Origin of the sequence: Curtobacterium sp. ODYSSEY 48 V2 (assembly GCF_023712625.1) — a bacterium.
Taxonomy (GTDB): domain Bacteria; phylum Actinomycetota; class Actinomycetes; order Actinomycetales; family Microbacteriaceae; genus Curtobacterium.
Genome location: NZ_JAMAXX010000010.1, coordinates 14304 through 35302, shown reverse-complemented (window position 1 = coordinate 35302; position 20999 = coordinate 14304). Strand labels below are relative to the sequence as shown.

The 20999-nt window shown below is 73.1% G+C and carries 23 protein-coding genes and 1 pseudogene; 14 read left to right on the top strand and 10 right to left on the bottom strand.

The features are described from left to right. Positions 1-99: 99 nt before the first annotated feature. The 4 genes and pseudogenes from uraH to M3666_RS14655 all read right to left on the bottom strand — a co-directional run bounded on the left by uraH (position 100) and on the right by M3666_RS14655 (position 2395). Positions 100-438, bottom strand: a complete 339-nt coding sequence (gene uraH, locus M3666_RS14670) for a hydroxyisourate hydrolase (protein ID WP_251155659.1) — start codon at positions 436-438, stop codon at positions 100-102. Next, positions 439-897, bottom strand: a pseudogene (uraD, locus tag M3666_RS14665) (2-oxo-4-hydroxy-4-carboxy-5-ureidoimidazoline decarboxylase); the annotation flags it as partial. A gap of 135 nt (positions 898-1032) precedes the next feature. Further along, a complete protein-coding gene (locus M3666_RS14660) occupies positions 1033-1515 on the bottom strand; it encodes an FBP domain-containing protein (RefSeq protein WP_209684830.1) in 483 nt (160 codons plus the stop codon). 241 nt (positions 1516-1756) lie between these two features. Then, positions 1757-2395, bottom strand: a complete 639-nt coding sequence (locus M3666_RS14655; RefSeq protein WP_251155658.1) for an SAM-dependent methyltransferase — start codon at positions 2393-2395, stop codon at positions 1757-1759. Between the two features lie 47 nt (positions 2396-2442). Between M3666_RS14655 and M3666_RS14650 the strand changes: the two genes are divergently transcribed. Continuing rightward, a complete protein-coding gene (locus M3666_RS14650; protein ID WP_251155602.1) occupies positions 2443-2700 on the top strand; it encodes a hypothetical protein in 258 nt (85 codons plus the stop codon). A 39-nt stretch (positions 2701-2739) separates the two neighbouring features. Here the strand turns inward: M3666_RS14650 and M3666_RS14645 are convergent, their stop codons facing one another. The 3 genes from M3666_RS14645 to M3666_RS16875 form a co-directional block, all read right to left on the bottom strand. Next, entirely contained in the window at positions 2740-3645 is a 906-nt protein-coding gene (locus tag M3666_RS14645; RefSeq protein WP_209684832.1) for a helix-turn-helix transcriptional regulator, read from the bottom strand. 112 nt (positions 3646-3757) lie between these two features. Beyond that, positions 3758-5074: a hemolysin family protein gene (locus M3666_RS14640; RefSeq protein ID WP_251155601.1), complete on the bottom strand. Its 1317-nt coding sequence runs from the start codon at positions 5072-5074 to the stop codon at positions 3758-3760. Between the two features lie 207 nt (positions 5075-5281). Continuing rightward, positions 5282-6370 carry a M23 family metallopeptidase gene (locus tag M3666_RS16875; protein WP_285841412.1) on the bottom strand — a complete coding sequence of 363 codons (1089 nt, stop codon included), beginning with the start codon at positions 6368-6370 and terminating at the stop codon, positions 5282-5284. A gap of 162 nt (positions 6371-6532) precedes the next feature. Here M3666_RS16875 and M3666_RS14630 point away from each other — a divergent pair, with 162 nt between their 5' ends. Together M3666_RS14630 and M3666_RS14625 are read left to right on the top strand one after the other, a co-directional pair. Then, positions 6533-7021 carry a hypothetical protein gene (locus tag M3666_RS14630; protein ID WP_251155600.1) on the top strand — a complete coding sequence of 163 codons (489 nt, stop codon included), beginning with the start codon at positions 6533-6535 and terminating at the stop codon, positions 7019-7021. Positions 7022-7134: 113 nt separating this feature from the next. After that, the gene (locus M3666_RS14625) at positions 7135-9345 is read left to right on the top strand and encodes an NADP-dependent isocitrate dehydrogenase (protein ID WP_251155599.1); all 2211 of its coding nucleotides are present in this window, start codon (positions 7135-7137) and stop codon (positions 9343-9345) included. A gap of 192 nt (positions 9346-9537) precedes the next feature. Here M3666_RS14625 and M3666_RS14620 read toward each other — a convergent pair whose 3' ends face one another. Beyond that, a complete protein-coding gene (locus M3666_RS14620; protein WP_209684836.1) occupies positions 9538-9990 on the bottom strand; it encodes a DUF3817 domain-containing protein in 453 nt (150 codons plus the stop codon). A gap of 98 nt (positions 9991-10088) precedes the next feature. On the opposite strand from M3666_RS14620, the gene M3666_RS14615 reads away from it, so the two are divergent. Further along, complete coding sequence (locus M3666_RS14615; protein ID WP_200884121.1) at positions 10089-10865, top strand: ThuA domain-containing protein; 777 nt, start codon at positions 10089-10091, stop codon at positions 10863-10865. Beyond that, the gene (locus M3666_RS14610) at positions 10862-12013 is read left to right on the top strand and encodes a GAF domain-containing SpoIIE family protein phosphatase (protein WP_251155598.1); all 1152 of its coding nucleotides are present in this window, start codon (positions 10862-10864) and stop codon (positions 12011-12013) included. Before M3666_RS14615 ends, M3666_RS14610 begins: the two co-directional genes overlap by 4 nt. A gap of 49 nt (positions 12014-12062) precedes the next feature. Here the strand turns inward: M3666_RS14610 and M3666_RS14605 are convergent, their stop codons facing one another. Continuing rightward, positions 12063-12494, bottom strand: a complete 432-nt coding sequence (locus tag M3666_RS14605; RefSeq protein WP_251155597.1) for a hypothetical protein — start codon at positions 12492-12494, stop codon at positions 12063-12065. Positions 12495-12573: 79 nt separating this feature from the next. Between M3666_RS14605 and M3666_RS14600 the strand changes: the two genes are divergently transcribed. The 8 genes from M3666_RS14600 (at position 12574) to M3666_RS14565 (ending at position 19798) form a co-directional block, all read left to right on the top strand. Continuing rightward, positions 12574-13239 carry a ScbR family autoregulator-binding transcription factor gene (locus M3666_RS14600; RefSeq protein ID WP_066657319.1) on the top strand — a complete coding sequence of 222 codons (666 nt, stop codon included), beginning with the start codon at positions 12574-12576 and terminating at the stop codon, positions 13237-13239. Positions 13240-13354: 115 nt separating this feature from the next. Continuing rightward, positions 13355-14233 (top strand): aminoglycoside phosphotransferase family protein, encoded by an 879-nt coding sequence (locus M3666_RS14595; protein WP_251155596.1) that lies wholly within the window; start codon positions 13355-13357, stop codon positions 14231-14233. 57 nt (positions 14234-14290) lie between these two features. Further along, positions 14291-14911: a hypothetical protein gene (locus M3666_RS14590; RefSeq protein ID WP_251155595.1), complete on the top strand. Its 621-nt coding sequence runs from the start codon at positions 14291-14293 to the stop codon at positions 14909-14911. Positions 14912-15209: 298 nt separating this feature from the next. Then, positions 15210-15857 carry an ABC transporter permease gene (locus M3666_RS14585; RefSeq protein WP_251155594.1) on the top strand — a complete coding sequence of 216 codons (648 nt, stop codon included), beginning with the start codon at positions 15210-15212 and terminating at the stop codon, positions 15855-15857. Further along, on the top strand, positions 15844-17121 hold the full coding sequence (locus M3666_RS14580) for an ATP-binding cassette domain-containing protein (RefSeq protein ID WP_251155593.1): 1278 nt from the start codon (positions 15844-15846) through the stop codon (positions 17119-17121). Before M3666_RS14585 ends, M3666_RS14580 begins: the two co-directional genes overlap by 14 nt. Beyond that, positions 17118-17897 carry an ABC transporter permease gene (locus M3666_RS14575; RefSeq protein WP_374109592.1) on the top strand — a complete coding sequence of 260 codons (780 nt, stop codon included), beginning with the start codon at positions 17118-17120 and terminating at the stop codon, positions 17895-17897. Before M3666_RS14580 ends, M3666_RS14575 begins: the two co-directional genes overlap by 4 nt. Then, entirely contained in the window at positions 17894-18997 is a 1104-nt protein-coding gene (locus tag M3666_RS14570; protein ID WP_081985153.1) for a glycine betaine ABC transporter substrate-binding protein, read from the top strand. The genes M3666_RS14575 and M3666_RS14570 overlap by 4 nt, the downstream gene beginning before the upstream one ends. 273 nt (positions 18998-19270) lie before the next feature. Next, positions 19271-19798 carry a GNAT family N-acetyltransferase gene (locus tag M3666_RS14565; RefSeq protein WP_251155592.1) on the top strand — a complete coding sequence of 176 codons (528 nt, stop codon included), beginning with the start codon at positions 19271-19273 and terminating at the stop codon, positions 19796-19798. A 48-nt stretch (positions 19799-19846) separates the two neighbouring features. Here M3666_RS14565 and M3666_RS14560 read toward each other — a convergent pair whose 3' ends face one another. Next, positions 19847-20122 (bottom strand): hypothetical protein, encoded by a 276-nt coding sequence (locus M3666_RS14560; RefSeq protein ID WP_209684843.1) that lies wholly within the window; start codon positions 20120-20122, stop codon positions 19847-19849. Positions 20123-20238: 116 nt separating this feature from the next. Here M3666_RS14560 and M3666_RS14555 point away from each other — a divergent pair, with 116 nt between their 5' ends. Further along, positions 20239-20925, top strand: coding sequence for a hypothetical protein (locus M3666_RS14555; RefSeq protein WP_066657291.1), 687 nt, complete (start codon positions 20239-20241; stop codon positions 20923-20925). The last annotated feature ends 74 nt before the right edge of the window (positions 20926-20999 follow it).

Below are 20999 nucleotides of genomic sequence, written 5' to 3'. Positions count from 1 at the left end.
TTCGCGGTCGTGGGACCACGAACGTGTCCGCCTGGGCGAGACTCGGCGCCGGGCGCCGGGCGCCGGGCGCCGGGCGCCGGGCGCCGGGCGACCGCCTGGTCAGCTGCCGCGGTAGGTGCTGTGGGCGAAGGGGCTGAGCAGCAGCGGCACGTGCAGGTGGTCGGTCCCGGTCACCGTGAACGCGACGACGACGTACGGGTGGAAGGTCGGGACCCCGGCGGCGCGGTGGTGGGCGCCGGTGTCGAACCGCAGCTCCAGGTCCCCACGGGGCAGCACGTCCGGTCCGAGCCCCGCACGCCCGTCCCCGTCCGTCTCCCCCGTGGCCAGGACCTCGCCCTCGGGGGTGCGCAGTGTCAGCGCGACACCGACGGCCGGGGTGCCGGTGCGGGCGTCGAGCACGTGCGTGGTCAGGTGCGGGACGCCGAAGGTCGCTCGGATCCGGTGCACGGCGATGTCGGCCAGGGCGGCGGTTGCCTCGGCCACCTCGGCGTCCGGCTCCCCCGCGAGTCGCCGCTCGAGCTCGGCGAGGAGTTCCTCCGGCGTCCGCCCGGCGGCACGCACGAGGAACACCCGGCCGAACCGGTCCTCGTACGCGGCGTTCCCGCGGGCGATGGCCGCTGCGACGTCGTCCGCCGCCGTCGCCATCGCGCCCTGCTCGCGGGCCGACGACGCCTCGGTGGTGCGCTCGCCGATGCGGGGGTGCTCGGCGAGGGCGGTGTCGAGGTCCGCCGCGGTCCACTGCGCCGCCGCCTCGGTTGCCGCTGCGACCAGGGCCGGCACGGTGCGGAACGGTCGAGCGGCCACCAGGGCGTCGGCCCACGCCGGCACCGCTGCCCAGTGCAGGGCGGTCCGTCGGGCGTCGTCGGCGGGGGCGGAGTCGAAGTCGCGGAGGTCCACCCGCCACACCCTAGGGACCGCGCGTTACGCCGGGGTTTCCCGGGGCTCCTCCGCAGGACGCAACGTCGGCGGATGCTCGCAGCGGTACAGCGCTGCGAGCATCCGCCAAGGTCGCGTCCCGCGGGTTCGGCGGGCTCAGAGGTCGGCGGCGAAGGACGCGATCCGGAGCTGCAGGTCCTCGATCCGGCGGACCCGGGCGGCCTCGACGTCGTAGCCCTCGTACGCCGGGGGCACCGGGCGTCGGACGTTGCGGGAGCACTGGAAGTCCTGGCAGACGAGGGTACCGACGGTGTTGCCGTTCCGGCCGGCCTTCCCCGAGCGCTTGGCGGCGTAGAAGACGACGTCGTTGGGCAGCTTGACGTCCTGGCACCACGAGCACTGCGCCCGTGCACGCGGCGACGCCTCGGCCTGCCGGAACAGGATGCCGACGAGGTCGCCCTCGAGCGTCGGGACGACGGCGTAGGCGCGGCGCGCGGTCTTCGGGTCGCGCCAGCCGAGGAAGTCGAGCGACTCCCAGTCCAGCGTCTCGAGGTCGGTCGGCAGGGTCAGGTCGGTGACCTCCTTGCGGGAGGCGTTGACGAAGGACGAACGGATGGTCTTCTCGCTGATGGGCAGCACGGTGTGGTCGCTCTCGACGGGCCCGGGCGCGGGTGCGCGCCGCACGGGCGGAGGTGTGGTCAGGGTTCGACGGACGCGGCCGTGCCGGACGGCACAGCCGGGGGCGTCACGCCCTGATGCCGGCGCTCTGCGCGCCGACCACCTCCTGCTGACTCACGGTCCCAGCCTACGACGGCGTGTCAAGCCGGGCGTGTCGCGTCGTCGACCCGGTCGGGGAGTCGTCGTCGACCCGGTCAGGGAGTCACGGAGTGGGCCGCAGCAGGACGACCGACCCGTCGAGCGCGGGCCGCCGGCGGAGTGCCCCGTACCGGCTGTCCCACTCGCCCGACGCGAGCGCGCTCCGCAGGGCGGCGACCGATCGGCGAGCGGTGAGGTCGTCGACCAGGCTCCACGCCGGGTCGGCGGCGCGGACATCGGCGTCGAGGAGCCGTTCGGGTCGCGCGTAGTAGCCCTCGCCGAAGCCGTCCACGCAGGTGAACGGCACCGGGAGGCGCACGACCTCGACGGACGGCCCGACGAGCGTCGCCAGCCGCTCGACCGTCGGCAGCGTGTCCGCCTCGGCGGCGACCACCGCGGACGCGTACTCGGCGAGCCAGCCGGTGCGGAGCCGGTCCGGGTCGCGCGCGAGGACGACGACCCGGCCGTCCTCGGGCCGTGCGAGCCCGGCGACGGTGTCCATGCTCGGGAAGGTGAGCAGCACCGCGTCGGCGTCCCCGTCGGAGACGACCTGCCGGTCCGCGGGCACGTACGAGACCGGACCAGGCCGTTCCTCGCGCACGGTGCGGGCATCGGCCAGGGACCCCGCGACCGCACGGACGAACGTCGGCTCCGGGCGGCGGTGTCGTCGCAGGAGCGCCGCTGTGTCCTCGTCCACCGGCATCCTCGTCACGGCCCCACCCTACGAACGCTCCCTGCTAGCGTCGTCGCATGGTCTCCGGGGGATTCGCCGTCGTCAGCATCGTCTACCTGGCGGTCGTGCTGCTGTTGCTCGTGCTCGTCGTCGCACTCATCGTGCTCGTGTTCGCCGCGATCCGCGTGCTGCGGTTGACCGCGACCGAGAAGGAACTGCGCATCGACCGGCTCCGCGTGGACTCGCTCGTCGACACGCTCGGGAGCGACGACGGCACCGACGGCACCGACGGCGCCCCTCGCCCCGAAGGACCCGCAGGACCGACCGCGCCGTGACGACCGACCGCTGACCACGGCGGTCGTCCGGTCAGCCCGTCAGTCGTCCAGCTCGGCCTCGCCCGCACGCACGGCGGCAAGCCGCTCGGACCGCTCCGTCGCGGCCCAGGTCCCCAGCAGCGCGAGCGACCGCTCGGACTCGCTGCCCGGCTCCGCCGAGTAGGTGAACATCGTCAGGCCCGGGTCGGCGACGAGCTCGAGCGCCTCGAAGTCCAGCTGCAGCTCCCCGACGACGGGGTGCGCGATGCGCTTGCCGCCCCGTCGGTGCACCCGGACGTCGTGGGCAGCCCACCAGCCGCGGAACTCCTCGCTCCGTGTGGAGAGCTCGCCGACGAGCGTCACGAGACCGGGCTCGCAGGGGTTCGCGACGGCCGCGGCGCGGAGGACGGCGACGGCCTCGCGCGCGGTGGCCGCCCAGTCGGGGAAGAACTCGCGCGCGGCCGGGTCGAGGAACGTGAACCGTGCGGTGTTCACGGGGCGCCCGGGGCCCGCGAACATCGGCGCGTACAGAGCCCGGCCGAGTTCGTTCGTCGCGACGACGTCGCCGCGCTCGTTCCGCACCCACGCGGGCGCGCCGGTGATCGCGTCGAGCAGGCGCTGCACGCCCGGTCGGACACGCGTCGGTACGTTCCGGTGCATCACCTTGACGCCGGCGTTGGCCAGACGGGCGAGGTCGAACAGGTGCGTCCGTTCGTCCTCGTCGAGCTGCAGTGCGCCCGCGAGTCCCTCGAGCACGCTGTCCGAGACGCCCTTGAGCGAGCCGCGCTCGAGCCGCGTGTAGTAGTCGACGCTCACCCCGGCGAGCATCGCGACCTCGTGCCGACGCAGACCGGGCACCCGGCGGACGCCGCCGCCGAACGACGGCATGCCGACCTCGTCGGGGGTGAGCCGCGCCCGCCGCGAGGACAGGAAGTCACGGATCTCGTTGCGCACGTCGATACCCATGGCACGAGCGTACGTGGCGGCACCGTCGCGACGACAGGCACCGGCGGTACCCGTGACGGACGGGAGGCGCGGTGCGGGTCGGCACCGCGCCTCCCGTCCGGTGGTGGCCCGGCTAGGAGACGGGCGAGACCGCGTGCACCGGCTCGGTGGCCGCCGGCGCCGCCGTGGCGGCGTCCGCCGCTCGGGGAGTCACGCGCACACGCGCCACCCGGTGCCCGTCCATCTCGGTGACCTCGAGGCGGTGCTCGCCGGTCTCGACCACGTCACCGACCTCGGGCACGCGGTCGAGGTGCACCTGCACGAGCCCGCCGACGGTCTCGTAGTCGCCGTCCGGCAGCAGCGGACCGCCGTCGGCCGCGAGGTCCTCGAGCACGGTCGCACCGTCGATCCCGTCGGACTCGGCGGCCGGCGGGTCGTACTCGTCCCTGATGCGGCCGACGAGGTCCTCGAGCAGCGCCTCGAGCGTGACCATGCCCGCACTGCCGCCGTACTCGTCCACCACGAGCGCGATCTGGTGTCCCTCGGTGCGCATGTCCGCGATGGCACTCGACAGCGACTTCGTCTCCGGCAGCGCGAGCACGGGGCGCACGAGCGTCGAGACGGGTGCCGTCGGGTCGGTCGGGCGGAGCAGGTCGCGGAGGTGCACGAAGCCCGCGACGTCGTCCCGCGAGCCCTCGGTGACCAGGTACCGGGTGTGGCCGACCTCGATGGCGTGGTCGGTCGCGTCGGCGATGCTGAGCGAGGCGTCGATGGTCGAGACGTCGTACCAGGGGCGCATCGACTCGCGGAGGATCCGGTCGCCGGCGTCGAGGGCGCTGCGGGCGATGCGGCGGCCCTGCGCGTCGATGGCGTCGTGGTCCTCGACCAGACCGCGGAGCTCCTCGGTGCTCATCGACTCGCTGCGGGCGTCCGGGTCGCCACCGAGCAGCCGGACCACGCCGTTCGTGGTCTTCGACAGCACCCAGATCACCGGGCGCATCGCGGTCGCGAACCGGTCGAGCGTCGGCGCGACGGCCATCGAGAAGCCCTCGGCGCGCTGCAGGGCGAGGCGCTTCGGCACGAGCTCGCCGAACACGAGCGACAGGTAGGCGATGACCAGGGTCATCAGGACGAGGGCGACGGCCTCGGCCGCCCCCTGGTCGAGTCCGAGGCCGGACAGCAGCGGCGCGACGTCCGGTGCGATCGACGACGCACCGTACGCGGCCGAGAAGAACCCGGCGACGGTCACGCCGATCTGCACGGCGGACAGGAAGCGGTTCGGGTCACGCCCGAGCGCGGCGACCCGGGCTCCGCGGGAGCCGCGTCGCTCGAGCTGCTGCAGCTGTGACTCGCGGAGCGAGACGAGGGCGATCTCCGCTGCGGCGAAGACACCGCCGACGAGCACGAAGAGGATGACGAGCCCGAAGGCGATCCAGGTGTCGGCGTCCATCAGCGGGACACCACCGTGGGTCGGCGCCGGGCGGGCGGTCTGTGGTGATCGTCCATGCTGTGATCCTGTACAGCCATGCTGGGACGCCGCCGCGCCGGTGCTGCACGAGTGCTGTGGGTCCGGGGTGCACGGACCGGGACGTCAGCGGTCCCGACGATCCGCCGGGTCGCCCGGGTCGGATCGAGCCCGGGTCGGGTCGTGCTCGGGTCAGATCGTGAGCGAGCGGCCGATGCGGGCCTCGAGCCAGGCCTCGGGGTCGATCGGCGTGACACCGTCCATCAGGACCTCGAGGTGGAGGTGTGCGCCCGTCGAGACGCCGGAGGAGCCGACGCTGCCGATGAACTGGCCGGCCTCGACGGTGTCGCCGGCCCGCAGCGGCGACGACCCGGGGATCATGTGCCCGTACAGGGTCGAGACCCGGCGGCCCTCGATCACGTGGTCGATGATCACCGTCGTGCCGTACGAGAAGTACGTGCCCGAGACGCGGACGGTGCCGGCGGCGACAGCGCCGATCGGGGCGCCCATGCCCGGGTTGAAGTCGAGACCCTGGTGGAGCGAGGAGCACGCGGCGCACGGAGCGGAGCGGTACCCGAACCCGGAGCTCATGCGCACCGGGCCGGGGAACGGCGAGCGGACCTCGCCACCGTACGACACCGCGCCCTCGGCACCGCCGTCACCGGCGACGACGACCTGCTGCCCGCCGCCGACCGTGAAGTCGTCGCGGTCGAGGGCGGCCGCCGTGACCGCTTGGGTGACCGCGTAGTCCTGGGTGCGGACCTGCGGCGCGAGCGTGGACGTCGCTGACGAGGTGCCGGCGCTGGCGTGGGCGGGCATCGCGGACGCGGCGAACATCGCGAGTGCGGCAGCGGCGCTGGTCAGCGTGATGCGGCTCGCGCGGTGCGAGCGGGACGGGCGCGTTGCACGTGCCGCGGGCGTCGCGGCGACCGGCAGCGCGGCACTCCGTCGACGGACGACCCGGGTGATCCGCGCGTCGACGTGCTCGGTGGTGGCCCGGGCCTCGGTCGTGCGACGTCCCGACCGCGCAGCGACCGGGACGGTGTGCGGAGCCGGAGCCGGAGCCGGAGCGGCCGACGACTCGGGTGCTCGGCCGGGCGCCGGTGCGGGGGAGACGGTCGCGACCGCCGGGGCCGCGTCCGAGCGGGACGGGCGGGGAGCGCGGGTGCGACGCGCTGCCTTGCCGGCCGCTGCGCGCTCGGCCTCGAGGGCAGCGCGACGGGACAGGTGCACGACCGGGGTCTCCGGCTGCTGCTGGTCGGTGTCGTGTGTCGTCGTCATGGCCGCAGACCATTCTGCACGAGTCTGTCGCTTTGTACAGGGGTGATCGTGATCTTCCCGTTACCGAACGGCTGACAGTCCGCTGACGTGTCACCGCGGTTGCGTGAAAGCTGGACGTCGCGTCGGTAGTGTCCGAGACCAGCGACCGGAAGGACCTGCGCCATGGCCCGAACGCCGCGGGAACGCCACGAACCCATCGACCTCGCGACCGCCGAGGTCGTGCTCGCCGGCACCCAGGAACTGCTCCCCGTCCTCCGGGCGTCGGCCGTCCGTGCGGGCGTCGACGCCGCCAGGATGCGGGTCGTCGGGGTGGACGACCTCCCCGATCCCCACGAGCACGCCGATGCCGACCTCGCGGTGATCGCGATCCGCCGACCGGGCGACGACCCCGCGTTCCACCGGGCGCAGGAGGCCGCGGAGCTCACCGCGCCGCTGCTCGCGCCGAACGCCGTGCGCATCGTCATCACGGTCTCGGGGGTGACCCGGCTCGCCCCGAAGGTCGAGCGGACGCTGACGTCCGAGGTGCTCCACCAGATCGGCGTGGCCTCGGCCCGCTCGGGCTTCAAGCGCCCCTTCCGGAGCATGCGGACCCGCCTCGGGACCGCCGGGCTGCGGGCCGCCGGGGTCCGGGTGTTCCGGATCACGATCTGACCCGACTCCACGGCAGGGCCCGACCGGGTATCTTGACGTCGAGAGAAACCGCGCCGCGAGTACCGTGGACGGACCGAGGTCCGGCACGGTCGAACAAGGGAGTACCCGCCAGCATGGCCAAGATCATCTACACGCTCACGGACGAGGCACCGTTCCTCGCCACCCACTCGTTCCTGCCGGTCGTCGAGGCGTTCGCGCGCACCGCGGGGGTCGACGTCGAGACCCGCGACATCTCGCTCTCCGGTCGGATCATCGCCCAGTTCCCGGAGCGGCTCACCGACGAGCAGCGCCTGGACGACGCCCTGGCCGAGCTCGGCGAGCTCGCGGGGACGCCCGAGGCGAACATCATCAAGCTGCCGAACATCTCGGCTTCGATCCCGCAGCTCAAGGCGGCGGTCAAGGAGCTCCAGGCGCAGGGCTACGACCTGCCCGCCTACCCCGACGAGCCCACCACCGACGAGGAGCGCGACGTCCGGGCCCGCTACGACCGCGTCAAGGGCAGCGCCGTCAACCCGGTCCTGCGCGAGGGCAACTCCGACCGCCGCGCGCCGCTGTCGGTGAAGAACTACGCCCGCAAGCACCCGCACCGCATGGGCGCCTGGAGCCACGAGTCGCGGACCAACGTCGTGACGATGGGCAAGGACGACTTCCGCTCGAACGAGCAGTCGTGGATCGCCCCCGCCGACGACACCCTGACGATCGAGTTCGTGGCCGCCGACGGCGACACCACCGTGCTCAAGCAGTCGATCCCCGTCCTCGCGGGCGAGGTCGTCGACGGCACCGTCCTGCACGTCCGCGCGCTCGAGGCGTTCCTGCAGGACCAGATCCGTGCCGCGCAGGACCAGGGCGTCCTGTTCTCGGTGCACCTCAAGGCCACGATGATGAAGGTCTCCGACCCGATCATCTTCGGCCACGTCATCCGCGCGTTCTTCCCGAGCGTGTTCGAGCGCTTCGGGGCCGACCTCGCCGCCGCCGGGCTCAACCCGAACGACGGCCTCGGCTCGATCCTCGCCGGGCTCGACAGCGTGCCGAACGGCGCGGAGATCACGCAGGCGTTCGCCGACGGGATCGACGCCGGCCCCGAGCTCGCGATGGTCGACTCGGACAAGGGCATCACCAACCTGCACGTGCCGAGCGACGTCATCGTCGACGCCTCGATGCCCGCGATGATCCGCACCTCCGGCCACATGTGGGGCCCGGACGGCGAGGAGCACGACACCCTCGCGGTCATCCCCGACTCGAGCTACGCCGGCATCTACCAGGCCGTCATCGAGGACTGCCGCGCGAACGGCGCCTTCGACCCGTCGACCATGGGCTCCGTGCCGAACGTCGGGCTCATGGCGCAGAAGGCCGAGGAGTACGGTTCGCACGACAAGACCTTCGAGCTCCCCGGCGACGGGAAGGTCCGCGTCGTCACGAGCTCCGGTGAGACGGTCATCGAGCACGAGGTCGAGCAGGGCGACATCTGGCGTGCCTGCCAGACGAAGGACGTGGCGATCCGCGACTGGGTGAAGCTCGCCGTCACGCGCGCCCGTGCCACCGGTTCTCCCGCCGTGTTCTGGCTGGACGAGACGCGCGCGCACGACGCGAACCTGATCGGGCTGGTCCGGCAGTACCTCGGCGAGCACGACACCGACGGGCTGCAGATCGAGGTCATGGCGCCCGAGGACGCCATGCGCTTCTCGCTCGAGCGCATCCGTCGCGGCGAGGACACCATCTCGGTGACGGGCAACGTGCTCCGCGACTACCTCACCGACCTGTTCCCGATCATGGAGCTCGGCACCTCGGCGAAGATGCTCTCCGTCGTCCCGCTCCTGGGCGGCGGCGGGCTGTTCGAGACCGGTGCCGGCGGCTCGGCCCCGAAGCACGTGCAGCAGCTGGTCGAGCAGGACTACCTGCGCTGGGACTCCCTGGGTGAGTTCCTCGCGCTCGCGGTGTCGCTCGAGCACCTCGCGGGTGTGACGGGCAACGCACGGGCGAAGGTGCTGGCGGACACGCTCGACCGTGCCACGGGGACGTTCCTCGACGAGGACAAGTCGCCCGGCCGCAAGCTCGGGTCGATCGACAACCGCGGCAGCCACTTCTACCTGGCGAAGTACTGGGCCGACGAGCTCGCCCGGCAGACCGAGGACACCGAGCTCGCAGCGGCGTTCCAGGGCCTGGCGGCGCAGCTCGACGAGCACGAGCAGACGATCGTCGACGAGCTGGTGGCGGTCCAGGGCAAGCCGGCCGACATCGGCGGCTACTACCGCCCGGACGCGGCGAAGACGAACGCCGTGATGCGTCCGTCGGCCACCCTGAACGAGGCGCTGGCCGCGCTCTAGGCGCGCACCGACGACGGACGGGAGGCGCGGTGCCGGCTGGCACCGCGCCTCCCGTCCGTCACGCGGTCGCGCTCAGACCCTGTCTTGGTCGCAGGACATGCCGTCGCCGCCGGATGTGAGCGGCAAGTCGTGCGACCAGGACGATCGCGGGCGGCAAGTCGTGCGACCGGGTCGGCCGAGGGCGGCGCCGCGTCAGCCCTTGGGGACCGGGGGACCGACGACCAGCAGCGCCGAGAACACCAGCGCGACCGCCACGACCCCGATCGCCACCGACACCCCGGGCCGACGCACCACGAAGAAGAGCAGGCGGTCCCAGACCCCGGACCGCTCGTCGGCGGTCCGTCGCCAGGGGCCCTCGAGCATGCCGCGCCGGGCGACCGCGACCTCGAACGGCACGGTCGCGTACGGCACGACGGCGCTCGCCCACCCGAGCACGAGCGCCCCGACCGACCAGCGCTGGTTCACCGCGACGACCGTCGTCACCACGAGGTACGCCAGGAACACGAACCCGTGGATGCTCCCGCCGATGCGCACGCCCAGGTCGCCGGCGTCCAGCCCGTACTTCAGCACCATCCCGGCGATCAGCAGTGTCCAGGTCACGAGTTCGGCCACCGCGGCGGCACGGAACAGGGAGCGAGGGGTCATGCCGACATGGTCGCGCACCCGTCCGGGAGAACCCCCGACACCCCCGACACACCGCCGGTCGTATCGATTCGACCAGGGGAGCGGGTAGCGTCGGGGGCATGTCAGCGCCGACCGAGAGCCGTCCCCTGAACATCGTCGTCTGGAACGAGAACGTGCACGAGAGCCGCGGTGACGCGACCGTGCTCGGGCACTACCCGGACGGCATGCACACCGTGATCGCCGCCGCGCTCCGGGAGCACCACCCCGAGGCATCGGTGGGCACCGCCACGCTGCAGGAGCCCGAGCACGGTCTGACCGCCGAGCGCCTGGCGGAGACGGACGTGCTGTTCTGGTGGGGACACGTCGCGCACCAGGACGTGTCGGACGAGGTCGTCACCCGCGTGGTCGAGGCCGTGCACGCCGGGATGGGCCTGGTCGTCCTGCACTCGGGGCACTACTCGAAGCCGTTCACCCGGCTGATGGGCACGACGTGCTCGCTGAAGTGGCGGAACGACGGAGAGCGCGAGCTCGTCTGGACGATCGCACCCGAGCACCCGATCGCCGCCGGCGTCCCGCACCCGATCGTCATCGACCGCCAGGAGATGTACGGCGAGTACTTCGACATCCCGCGCCCCGACGAGGAGGTCTTCCTGTCGACCTTCGCCGGCGGCGAGGTCTTCCGCTCCGGTGTCGCCTACCGCCGGGGACTCGGCCGGGTCTTCTACTTCTCGCCGGGCGACCAGGAGTACCCCGTCTACCACCACCCGGACATCCAGCGGGTGCTCGCGAACGCGGCGGCCTGGGCGGCCCCGGTGTCCGAGCGACGCGAGCTGACGGCTGACCCCCACCCGCGGGACTGGTTCCTCGCCGGTGGTGCGGGTACACAGGAGGGGTGACCAACCATCTCGACGGTGCGGCCCGCCGCACTGCGGTGATCGAGGCGCTCGAGGTACTCGGATCAGGGCCCGAGGAGCGCTTCGACCGCATCACCCGCATGACGCACGAGGCGTTCGGCGTCCCGCTGACCTTCCTCAACCTCGTCCACCACGACCTCGTCACCACGCAGTCGACGTTCGGGTTCCAGCAGGGCACGAGCGTGCCGGCGACCGGGCAGTTCTGCGCGACGACGGTGCTCACCCCCGAGCCGATGGTCGTCCCGGACACGCTCCTCGACCTCCGCTTCGCCGACACGCCCGCCGTGACCGAGTACGGGGTCCGGTTCTACGCCGGCGCACCGCTGACGATGTCCGACGGCACGCGGGTCGGGACGCTGTGCGTGATGGACGCGCAGCCGCGGGTGTTCTCCGACGAGGACCTCGCGCTCCTCGGGGACCTCGCCCGGTGGGCGGAGCGCGAGCTCGGCCACTCGATCGAGCGGGGCCGGGTACGACGTGTCCTCACCGGGCTCGTGCCCGACCCGGTCACGACCGGGGGAGCCGCGGTCGACGGGTTCCTCGAGCCGGACGAGGACGGGGGCGACCTGGTCGACTGGCGCACCGCCGCGGACGGGTCCGTCCAGGCCACGATCGGCACGGTCACCGCGGGCGGTCGGGCCTCGGCGCTCCTCGCGGCGTCGGTCCGTGCCGCCGTCGTCGCCCGCACGGACCTGCCGCTGCACGACGCGCTCGCCGGCCTGGAGGCGCAGCTCGCCCCCGACCTGTCGGCCGGCGGTGCCGTCGGGTCGCTCCTGCACGTGCGCCTCGACCCGACGACGGGTCACGCCGAGTGGGTCGACGCCGGGCACGGTCCGGCGCTGCTCGTGCGGGCCGACGGGACGGTGGCCGCGCTGCGGCCGTCGGACCTGCCGATCGGCCTGCAGCCGGACACCGTGCCGCGCACGGTCGGCGCGCTGGACCTCGGGCCGGGGGACCGCGTGGTGCTGGCGACCGACGGCGCGCTGGCGCTCGACGGCGTCGGGGACGTGCAGGGGCTCGGAGCGCTGGCGGTGGCCCACCCCGAGGACCTCGTCGCGCACGTCCGGTCGCTCGTCCCCGTCGGTGGCGACGGCGCGGACGTCGCCGTCGTGGTGCTCGCCCGCACCTGACCGCGCGGAGCCGGGGGCGGGTGCCCCTCCGGGTGGACGTGCTGCGGCGTCAGTGGCCGCGGGGCGCCGGTCGTCCGGTGGCGGCCGCGACGAGCAGCGTGGCCAGGAGCGCGAAGCCGGCGAGCTCGACCCCGAGGCCGGCGGTCTTCCAGTAGGCGCTGCCGACGACCTGCGGCTGCGTGATCGCGTCCGGCCACCACGGGTCGAGGAACGGCACCGTGCCGGGGAAGGGGTCGAGCCCGAGGACCACGAGTCCCCCGAGGAGCAGCACCACGCCGAGGCCCGCCATCGCGCCACGGGACCGGTGCAGCATCCGCACGACGAGGGCTGCGGCCATGCCGGCCATGCCGGCCACGGCGAGCAGGAAGGCGATGACGACGACCGGTTGCGGGGTGAGGGCCACCCAGTCGAGCACGGCGATCGGCAGCAGCAGCCACCGTCCCACCCGTACCCAGCGCCGCGGGTCCCGCCATCCGTCCATGCCGGTCACGGTACGGCAGCGCTCGGGGGGTCCCCTGAGGGCCTCCTCCGGGCGGGGCCGGCTGGCTACCATCGAGCACATGGCGCAGGACGGCCGGATCAGGCAGGAGCGGGCGGTGGCGACGCGCGCGGCCCTCATCGAGGCCGCGGCGGCCGAGTTCGACGAGCGCGGCTACCTCGGCGCGTCGATGGACGGCGTCGCGGAGCGTGCCGGCATGACCAAGGGGGCGCTGTACTTCCACTTCCGGTCGAAGGCCGACATCGCCAGCGCGGTGATCGCCCGGCAGGACGAGATCTCCCGGCACTACGCGGAGGTCGCCGCCACGCGTTCGGCATCGCCGCTGGAGTCCCTGATGTGGATGTCGCAGGGCGTGGCGACGCAGATGACGCGGGAGGTCGTGGTGCGTGCCGGGCTCCGGCTCGCCGCGGACCCGAACGCCCGGGAGATCCCGCGCGAGCACCCGTTCGGCCGCTGGGTGGACCACACGGCCGACATCATCCGCCGGGCGATCGAGGTCGGCGAGGTCGACCCGTCGTGGGACCCGGAGCTCGTCGGGCACGTCGTGAGCCCCGCCGTCGCCGGTGTGCAGATGGTGTCGGACATGCTGCACGACCGGGCGGACCTGTACGACCGGCTGCAGGAGCTCTGGACGATGCTGCTGTCGGCGATGGCGACCGAACGGACCCGGGCCGAGGTGCCTCGACTCGTGGCGATCATCCGGCCGGAGGGCCCCGGGGAGGTCTGAGCGACGCGGGTCCCCCCAGGGACACCCACGTCGCTTCTCTTGGAGGATACCAAGGAGTACGTTTCCGCAGCAGCCCCACTTCGCGGGGATGACGACGACGTCGTACCCTGGCCCGATGGGCACCCCGGCGGCCGAGTTCCACGTCGACGTCGAGCTGGTCGTCGCACTGCTCCGCGACCAGCACCCGGACCTCGCCGACCTGCCCCTGCGGGTCGTGGCGAACGGCTGGGACAACGTCGTGGTCCGTGCCGGTGACGCCCTGGCCGTGCGGCTGCCCCGCCGCGCCGCGGCCGCCACCCTCGTCGAGCACGAGCAGCGGTGGCTGCCGACGATCGCTGCGCTGGTGGGGGACGCCGCACCCGTCCCGGAGCCCGTCCGCACCGGCCGTCCCGCGTTCGGCTACCCCTGGGCGTGGAGCATCGTGCCGTGGTTGCCCGGGCGACCGGCCGGCGAGCAGGCCCAGGGCGTCCGGGTGGCACGGGACCTCGCCGCCGTCGTGACACGCCTGCACGTGCCGGCACCGGCGGACGCCCCCGCGAACCCGGTCCGCGCCGTCCCGCTCGCGACGCGGAGCGAGGCCGTGACGACGCGACTGGCGACGGACGACGTGCCCCGCGCCGTGGAGCTGGCCACGCTCTGGCGGACCGCTGCCGGTGCGCCGACGCACGTCGGGCCTCCCGTCTGGGTGCACGGCGACCTGCACCCGTTCAACCTGCTCGTCGAGCCGACGCCGCTCGGTGACCGACGCCTGTCGGCCGTGGTCGACTTCGGTGACCTGACCGCGGGCGACCCGGCGGTCGACCTCGCCACCCGGTGGTTGACGCTCGACGACGCCGGCGGGCGGACGTTCGCGTCGCTCGTCGACGCGGACCCCGCCACCTGGACCCGGGCGCGCGGGTGGGCCGTGTCGATCGCGTCGGCGCTCGCCGTGACGGACGACGACGCGTTCCGGACGGTCGCGGCCCGGGCGATCGACGCGGTGCTGGACGGCTGAGCCCGCAGGGGTTACCGTTCCCTCACCTGTCCGTGCACTGGAGATCGGAGGGGCCTGATGACCCTCGAGTTCCGCGTCCCGCACGACGTCGACACCGACGCCTCTCCCGCCCCGTCCGCCCGACCCGACGCCGTCCGTCGCACCGGTCTCCGCGGTCTGCTCGACCGCCTGGCCGTCCGGCGCGCGGCAGCCCGCGACCGACGGCTGGTCGCCCACCTGCACGAGCTCGACGACCTGCAACGGCTGCTCAGCGGCGCACGGGGCGTCGTCGAGCAGGGGTGGATCCAACACTCCTGGTTCGCCTACCTCGACGAGCACGGACGCCTGCGCAAGGCGTCGAGTGCTGCGGCGCTCGCCGCCCAGGGCCGACCGCTCGTCGCCGCCTGCCTGGTGGGGGCCGTCGTCTCGGCGGCGGGTGGCCCGCAGGTCGTGCACTCGCAGCCGGTGCAGCGGGCCCTCGACCTGGTGTGGCACGCCCTGGCCGCCGACGAGGGGCGACCGGTGGTCTGGTGCCCGGCGCCGGACGTCCGGATGGCCCGGGTCCGCGACCTCACCACCTGGAACGACCGGCCCGGGCGGAGCGCTGCCGAGGTCGCGTCGCTGCTCCTCACCGCGGAGCGGGTCGCCGTGCACGAGGCCGAGCGGGTCGCCGCCCGACGCGTCCCCCTGCCGGCCTGATCGGGGAGCCGGACCGTCCCGGGTCCCACCGGACGACCCGTCGTACCCCGTGCGGCGGGTCGTCCTCGCTGCGGGCAGGATCCCGCAGTAGCCGACCGCTGCTCGACATCGTTACCGTTCTCCCAGGTGACACCGCTCCCTCGCCCGCTGAACTGGGGTTTCTTCCTGCGCGAAATTGCAGGAACTGCACGGATCGGACGTTTGCCGTTGGTCAAGTACCCCGACCCCTGCGTACGGTCGGTCGAGTTCGTGCCCCGTCCGGTGGGGCGTTCGGCCGACCAGGGAGGGGCGCCCAACCGTGTTCCAGTACGTCGTGGAGCGATGGGACCAGATCTGGTTCTCGTCGTGGCAGCACTTCTCACTGGTCGTCCAGTGCACCGTGCTCGCCACGCTCATCGCCGTGGTGCTCGCAGCACTCGTCTACCGCAGTCCGCAGCTGACCTCGATCGCGAACGGGGTGTCCGCCGTCGGGCTGACCCTGCCGTCGTTCGCCGTGATCGGTCTGCTCATCGTGCCGCTCGGGTTCGGCGTCGTGCCGTCCGTCGTCACGGTCGTGTTCTTCGCCACGCTGCCGATCCTGCGGAACGCGGTGGTCGGCCTCGCCGAGATCCCGCCGACGGTCGTCGAGTCGGCGCGGGGGATCGGCATGAGCCGGATGCGCACCCTGCTGCAGGTCGAACTGCCGATGGCGTGGCCGATCATCCTGAGCGGCGTGCGGGTGTCCGCGCAGATGGTGATGGGCATCGCCGCGATCGCCGCCTACGCGCTCGGCCCCGGCCTCGGTGGCTTCATCTTCTCCGGCCTGTCCCGCCTCGGCGGCGCCAACGCCCTGAACTCCGTCGTCGTCGGGGTGGTCGGGGTCGTCCTGCTCGCCTTCGTCCTCGACCTGCTCCTCATCGGCCTCGGCCGCCTGACCACCCCGAGAGGTATCCGTGTCCAGCACTGACTCCGCCACCACCACCGCCCCCGAGGGCGACGTCACCGGCCGCAGCATCCTGCTCGACGAGGTCACCAAGCGGTACCCGGGCCAGCAGAAGCCCGCCGTCGACGGCATCACGCTCGAGATCCCGGCCGGCAAGATCGTCATGCTCGTCGGCCCGTCCGGCTGCGGCAAGACCACCACGCTGAAGATGATCAACCGGCTCATCGAACCCACCGAGGGCCGCATCGTCGTCGGGGACGAGGACGTCACCGGCATCGACGCCGACGAGCTCCGCCGACGCATGGGCTACGTCATCCAGGCCGGCGGCCTCTTCCCCCACATGACCGTCGCGGCGAACATCGGGATCGTCCCGAAGATGCTCGGCTGGTCGAAGGAGAAGATCGCCGCCCGCGTCGACGAGCTCCTCGACCTGGTCTCGCTCGACCCGGCCACCTACCGCGACCGCTTCCCCCGCGAGCTCTCCGGCGGCCAGCAGCAGCGCGTCGGTGTCGCCCGGGCGCTCGCCGCGGACCCGCCCGTCCTGCTGATGGACGAGCCGTTCGGCGCCGTCGACCCGATCACCCGGCAGCGCCTGCAGGACGAGCTCCTGCGCATCCAGGAGGAACTGCACAAGACGATCGTCATCGTCAGCCACGACTTCGACGAGGCCGTGAAGCTGGGCGACTGGATCGTGATCTTCACCGAGGGTGCGCACATCGTGCAGTACGACACCCCGGAGCGGATCCTGGCCGAACCGGCGAACGAGTTCGTGGAGAACTTCATCGGCTCCGGCGCCGGCCTCAAGCAGCTGACCCTCAACCGCGTGCGGGACGTCGACGTCGTCGACGCCGTGACCTGCTCGCCGGGCGAGGAGGCGAGGGCCGTCCTGCAGCGCATGGACGAGGCCGGACGGCACGGGCACGCCGTCGTGGTCGACCGCCGTCAGCGCCCGATCGGGTGGCCGTCCCGGCGGCAGCTCGAGCGCCTCGACCGCATCCCGGAGGGCATCGACCCCGCCCTGCCCGTCGTGGGCGAGGGGGCGACGCTCAACGACGCGCTCGACACCATGCTCGTCTCGAGCGCCGGTGCCGCGCTCGTCACCGGGCGCCGTGACGCCTTCCGCGGCGTCATCACCGTCGAGACCGTCATGGAGGCCATCACCCGGTCCCGTGCGGCCGCCGCGGACGAGCAGGCGTACACGCCGGTCGGTACGAACACGAACCCGATCGAGACCCTGCCGTCCTCGCCCGTGGCCCCGACGGTCGCGACGTCCGGGGAGGACCTGTGACCGCCGTCGCGACCGACGCGCCCACCGCAGCCGGCCCGGGCACCGCGCAGCGCGCCCCCTGGAAGGGCCTGCTCGTCCAGCCGATCGCGATCCTGGTGGTCCTGGCCGCCTGGGTCCTCTGGCTGAACACCGCGGACCTCAGTGCCACCGAGCGCTCGACCCTCAACCCGTCGGGCATCCTCGAGCTCACCGGACAGCACCTCGTCCTGACGCTCCAGGCCACCGTGCTCGTGCTCGTGATCGGCATCCCGCTCGGGGTCCTGCTCACCCGCGGGCCCTTCCGGAGGGCGAGCACCACGGTCATCGCCGTCGCGAACTTCGGACAGGCGGCCCCCGCGGTCGGGCTCATCGTGCTGCTCGCGGCCTGGCTCGGCCTGAACAGCTGGTCGGCGGTCGTCGCCCTCGTGCTCTACGCGATCCTGCCGGTGCTCCGGAACACCATGCTCGGTGTGCAGAGCGTCGACGACCGGCTCGTCGAGGCCGGCCGCGGCATGGGCATGAGCGCCCTCAGCGTGCTGCTCAAGGTCGAACTGCCGCTGGCGGTCCCGGTCATGCTCTCCGGCATCCGGACGGCCCTGGTGCTGCTCGTCGGCACCGCGAGCCTGGCGACCTTCGTCGGCGCGGGTGGCCTCGGGCTCCTCATCACCACGGGCGTGAACCTGTTCCTGCCGAAGGTGCTCGTCTCCGGGGCGCTCCTGGTGGCGCTCCTCGCCCTGACCATCGACTGGATCGGCCGCGTGGTCGAGACGGTCGCACGACCGAAGGGACTCCGATGACGCCCGACGACACGACGCACGCCGACGAGACGACCCGCGAGCAGGGCGTACGTCGCGCCCGCCGCACCGACGGGACGGGCGCCCGCCGCGCCTCCCGTCCGTCCACCGGTCGCCGCTGGGTGGCCGCCGCCGCCGTCGCGGGGGCGAGTGCCCTCGTCCTGACCGGCTGCGGCCTGCAGCCGGCCGCGTCCTTCGTGCCGGGTGCCGCGCCGGGATCGATCCAGCGGATCGACGACCTGCCGGACGACGCGAAGCTGACCGTGACGTCGAAGAACTTCACGGAGCAGCTCGTCCTCGGCAAGATCGCCGTCCTCGCCGCCAAGGCGGCCGGGTTCGACGTCACCGACGAGACGAACGTGCCGGGGTCGGTCGCGGTGCGCGAGCTGATGACCTCGCACGGCGCGGACTTCACGTACGAGTACACGGGTACCGCCTGGCTGACGTTCATGGCGCACGAGCAGGGGATCCCCGACAAGACCGAGCAGTGGCAGGCGGTCAAGGACGAGGACGCCGGCAACGGGCTGACCTGGCTCGAACCGGCGCCGATGAACAACACCTACGCGTTCGCCGTGCGCGACGAGGCGGTGTCCGAGCTCGACGACGTGAAGACGCTGTCGGACATCACGAAGCTGCCGGTCGACCAGCGGACCTTCTGCGTCGAGTCGGAGTTCAACTCGCGTGCGGACGGCTTCAAGCCGATGCTCGAGAAGTACGGCCTGGAGCTCGGCGGGTCCGGCGAGAACGGCGTGCCGACGTCGAACGTCAGCATCCTCGACACCGGCACGGTCTACACCGCGACCGACCGGGGCAAGTGCAACTTCGGCGAGGTCTTCACGACCGACGGCCGCATCAAGTCGCTCGGCCTGACCGTGCTCGAGGACGACCGCGGGTTCTTCCCGGCGTACAACGTCGCACCCGTGATCGACTCCGAGACGCTCGAGGAGTACCCGCAGCTCCGTGACGTGTACGACCAGATCTCGCCGGAGCTCACCGACGAGGCGCTGCAGGAGCTGAACCGCCAGGTCGACGTCGAGGGCCGCGAGCCGGCGGACGTCGCCTTCGACTGGATGGTGGACAAGGGCTTCATCACGGCGCCCTGACGGGTGACTCGGTCGACCGGGCGAACCGGGTGACCTGTCGGACGGGAGGCGCGGTGCCGGTGGGCACCGCGCCTCCCGTCGTCCGCGGGGTCGCGTCGCTGCTCGCGAGCTCCGGACGGGCTGCATCGCGTGGCCGCGTGGCCGCGTGGCCGCGTGGCCGCGTGTCCGCGTGTCCGCGTGTCCGCGTGTCCGCGTGTCCGCGCGGCCGCGTGTCCGCGTGTCCGCGCGGCCGGCTCCGGACGGCGCGCACGCCGCGTGCATAGTCTCGGACACGTGGCGGCTTCGGGACGGGACCTCGGCGACGGGTGCACGCTCACGCTGCGCGACCTGAGCACCGTCGACGCCGTCCACGACCTGGTGCAGGCCAACCTCGCACGCCTCCGGGCCGCGGAACCGTGGGCCTGGGCGCCGGTCTCCCGGGACTCGCTCGTCCTGCACACGGAGCAGCTGCTCGGGCAGTACGCGATGGACCGGGCGGTGCCGTGCGTCGTCCGGGTGGACGGGAGCATCGTCGGCTCGGTGTCGCTCGCGCTCGACCCGTACCTGGGCCAGGCGTCGCTCGGCTACTGGATCGACGAGCGGTACGAGGGGCGCGGCATCGTCCGACGGGCCGCTTCTGCACTGCTCGAGGTCGCGCGCGAGCGGGGGAGTGCCCGGGTGGAGGTCCGCACCGGCGTCGACAACGTCCGGAGCCGGGCGCTGGCCGAGCGGCTCGGGTTCGTGCACGAGGGGACGCTGCGCAGCGCGCTCCCGCTCGGGCCCCGACGGGTCGACGTGGCGGTGTACGGGCTGTTGACCTGACGGTCCTCGGCGGCGCTCCGCCGGGCCCCCGGCGAGACGAACGCTGCGTCAGCGGCCCTGGGACACGCCCGCCCACACGGCGAACGCGCCGCCGAGCAGGAGCAGCACGCCGACCACGATCCAGACCGCCAGCGCGACGAGGTTGAGGAGGATGCCCCACCCCGCTCGGCCACGGGCCATCGGCTCACGACTGCGGGAGGCGATCCCGAGGCACAGGCCGACGACGGGGGCGAAGAAGGTCCACCCGGCGAGCAGCGAGCAGACCCCGAGCACGAGGCTCGCGGTGCCGAGGCCGGTCCGAGGGGTGTGCTGCACGGTGGTCATGTCCCCGACGCTACGGGGTCCTGCTGCCGCGGCGCGTCCCCCGGTGGTGTGACCGCGGGTCCTCCCGGGGACGGACCTCCTGCGGACGGACGGCCGCACGCCGGTATCGTCGGAGCATGGCCCTGTTCGGACGACGCCCCAGGAACGACGTTCGCGACCGCCCGGTCAGCCAGGTGGAGCTGAAGCGGGCCGTCGACGAGGGCTTCCTCATCGCCAGGGCCGCCGTCACCGTCGCGGTGGCGAACCGGATCATCACGAACGCCCTCCGCGACCAGGGGTACTTCGACCACGCCGTCATCGCCGAGGCCACCCGCGAGGAACTGCACCGCATGGCCGAGGAGCAGCGCGGGGACGCCGCCCGCATGCGGGAGATCCGGTCCACGTCGAGCAACAAGCGGGGGCGCTCGCAGCACCAGCACGACTACAAGCGCGGCGACGACCTGAAGCTCCGCACGCGCGAGGCCACCTACGAGCAGCTCGCCGCCATGCTCGACCGGCGGCGCGACGACCAGGGCTTCGTCGACCGCATCGTGCTGCAGGCCCGTGCCCGGGCGTGGGACGACATCGGCACGACCGTCGTCGGACGCCTCGGGTGGGCGCAGCGCCCGACCGAGGACTACGAGATCGGCCGCGACGAACGTCTGCAGCAGATGCTCGACGAGGACTTCGCGGCGCTGCTCGCGGAGCACCCGGCGGGCGCCGAGGCCCCGGTCGCGACGCCGGCCGATGCGGACGAGCCCGACGAGGGCGACGCCGCCGAGGACGGTACGGATCCCGCCGACGCGGACACCGCACGCCCCTGACGACGGACCCTGCGAGGTCCTGCAGGTGCCTGGTCGTTCCGGGCGTACCGGGCGGGATCAGGCGTACCTGGTCC

Bases quoted from the DNA above. Each gene is read 5' to 3' on its own strand.
- M3666_RS14655 (WP_251155658.1), bottom strand. From the start codon at position 2,395: ATGCCGGTGGACGAGGACACAGCGGCGCTCCTGCGACGACACCGCCGC.
- M3666_RS14605 (WP_251155597.1), bottom strand. From the start codon at position 12,494: ATGGACGGATGGCGGGACCCGCGGCGCTGGGTACGGGTGGGACGGTGG.
- M3666_RS14555 (WP_066657291.1), top strand. From the start codon at position 20,239: ATGGCCCTGTTCGGACGACGCCCCAGGAACGACGTTCGCGACCGCCCG.
- M3666_RS14645 (WP_209684832.1), bottom strand. From the start codon at position 3,645: ATGGGTATCGACGTGCGCAACGAGATCCGTGACTTCCTGTCCTCGCGG.
- M3666_RS14595 (WP_251155596.1), top strand. From the start codon at position 13,355: ATGGGCACCCCGGCGGCCGAGTTCCACGTCGACGTCGAGCTGGTCGTC.
- M3666_RS14640 (WP_251155601.1), bottom strand. From the start codon at position 5,074: ATGGACGCCGACACCTGGATCGCCTTCGGGCTCGTCATCCTCTTCGTG.
- M3666_RS14625 (WP_251155599.1), top strand. From the start codon at position 7,135: ATGGCCAAGATCATCTACACGCTCACGGACGAGGCACCGTTCCTCGCC.
- M3666_RS14570 (WP_081985153.1), top strand. From the start codon at position 17,894: ATGACGCCCGACGACACGACGCACGCCGACGAGACGACCCGCGAGCAG.
- M3666_RS16875 (WP_285841412.1), bottom strand. From the start codon at position 6,370: ATGACGACGACACACGACACCGACCAGCAGCAGCCGGAGACCCCGGTC.
- M3666_RS14620 (WP_209684836.1), bottom strand. From the start codon at position 9,990: ATGACCCCTCGCTCCCTGTTCCGTGCCGCCGCGGTGGCCGAACTCGTG.
- M3666_RS14615 (WP_200884121.1), top strand. From the start codon at position 10,089: ATGTCAGCGCCGACCGAGAGCCGTCCCCTGAACATCGTCGTCTGGAAC.
- M3666_RS14560 (WP_209684843.1), bottom strand. From the start codon at position 20,122: ATGACCACCGTGCAGCACACCCCTCGGACCGGCCTCGGCACCGCGAGC.
- M3666_RS14630 (WP_251155600.1), top strand. From the start codon at position 6,533: ATGGCCCGAACGCCGCGGGAACGCCACGAACCCATCGACCTCGCGACC.
- M3666_RS14590 (WP_251155595.1), top strand. From the start codon at position 14,291: ATGACCCTCGAGTTCCGCGTCCCGCACGACGTCGACACCGACGCCTCT.
- M3666_RS14650 (WP_251155602.1), top strand. From the start codon at position 2,443: ATGGTCTCCGGGGGATTCGCCGTCGTCAGCATCGTCTACCTGGCGGTC.
- M3666_RS14600 (WP_066657319.1), top strand. From the start codon at position 12,574: ATGGCGCAGGACGGCCGGATCAGGCAGGAGCGGGCGGTGGCGACGCGC.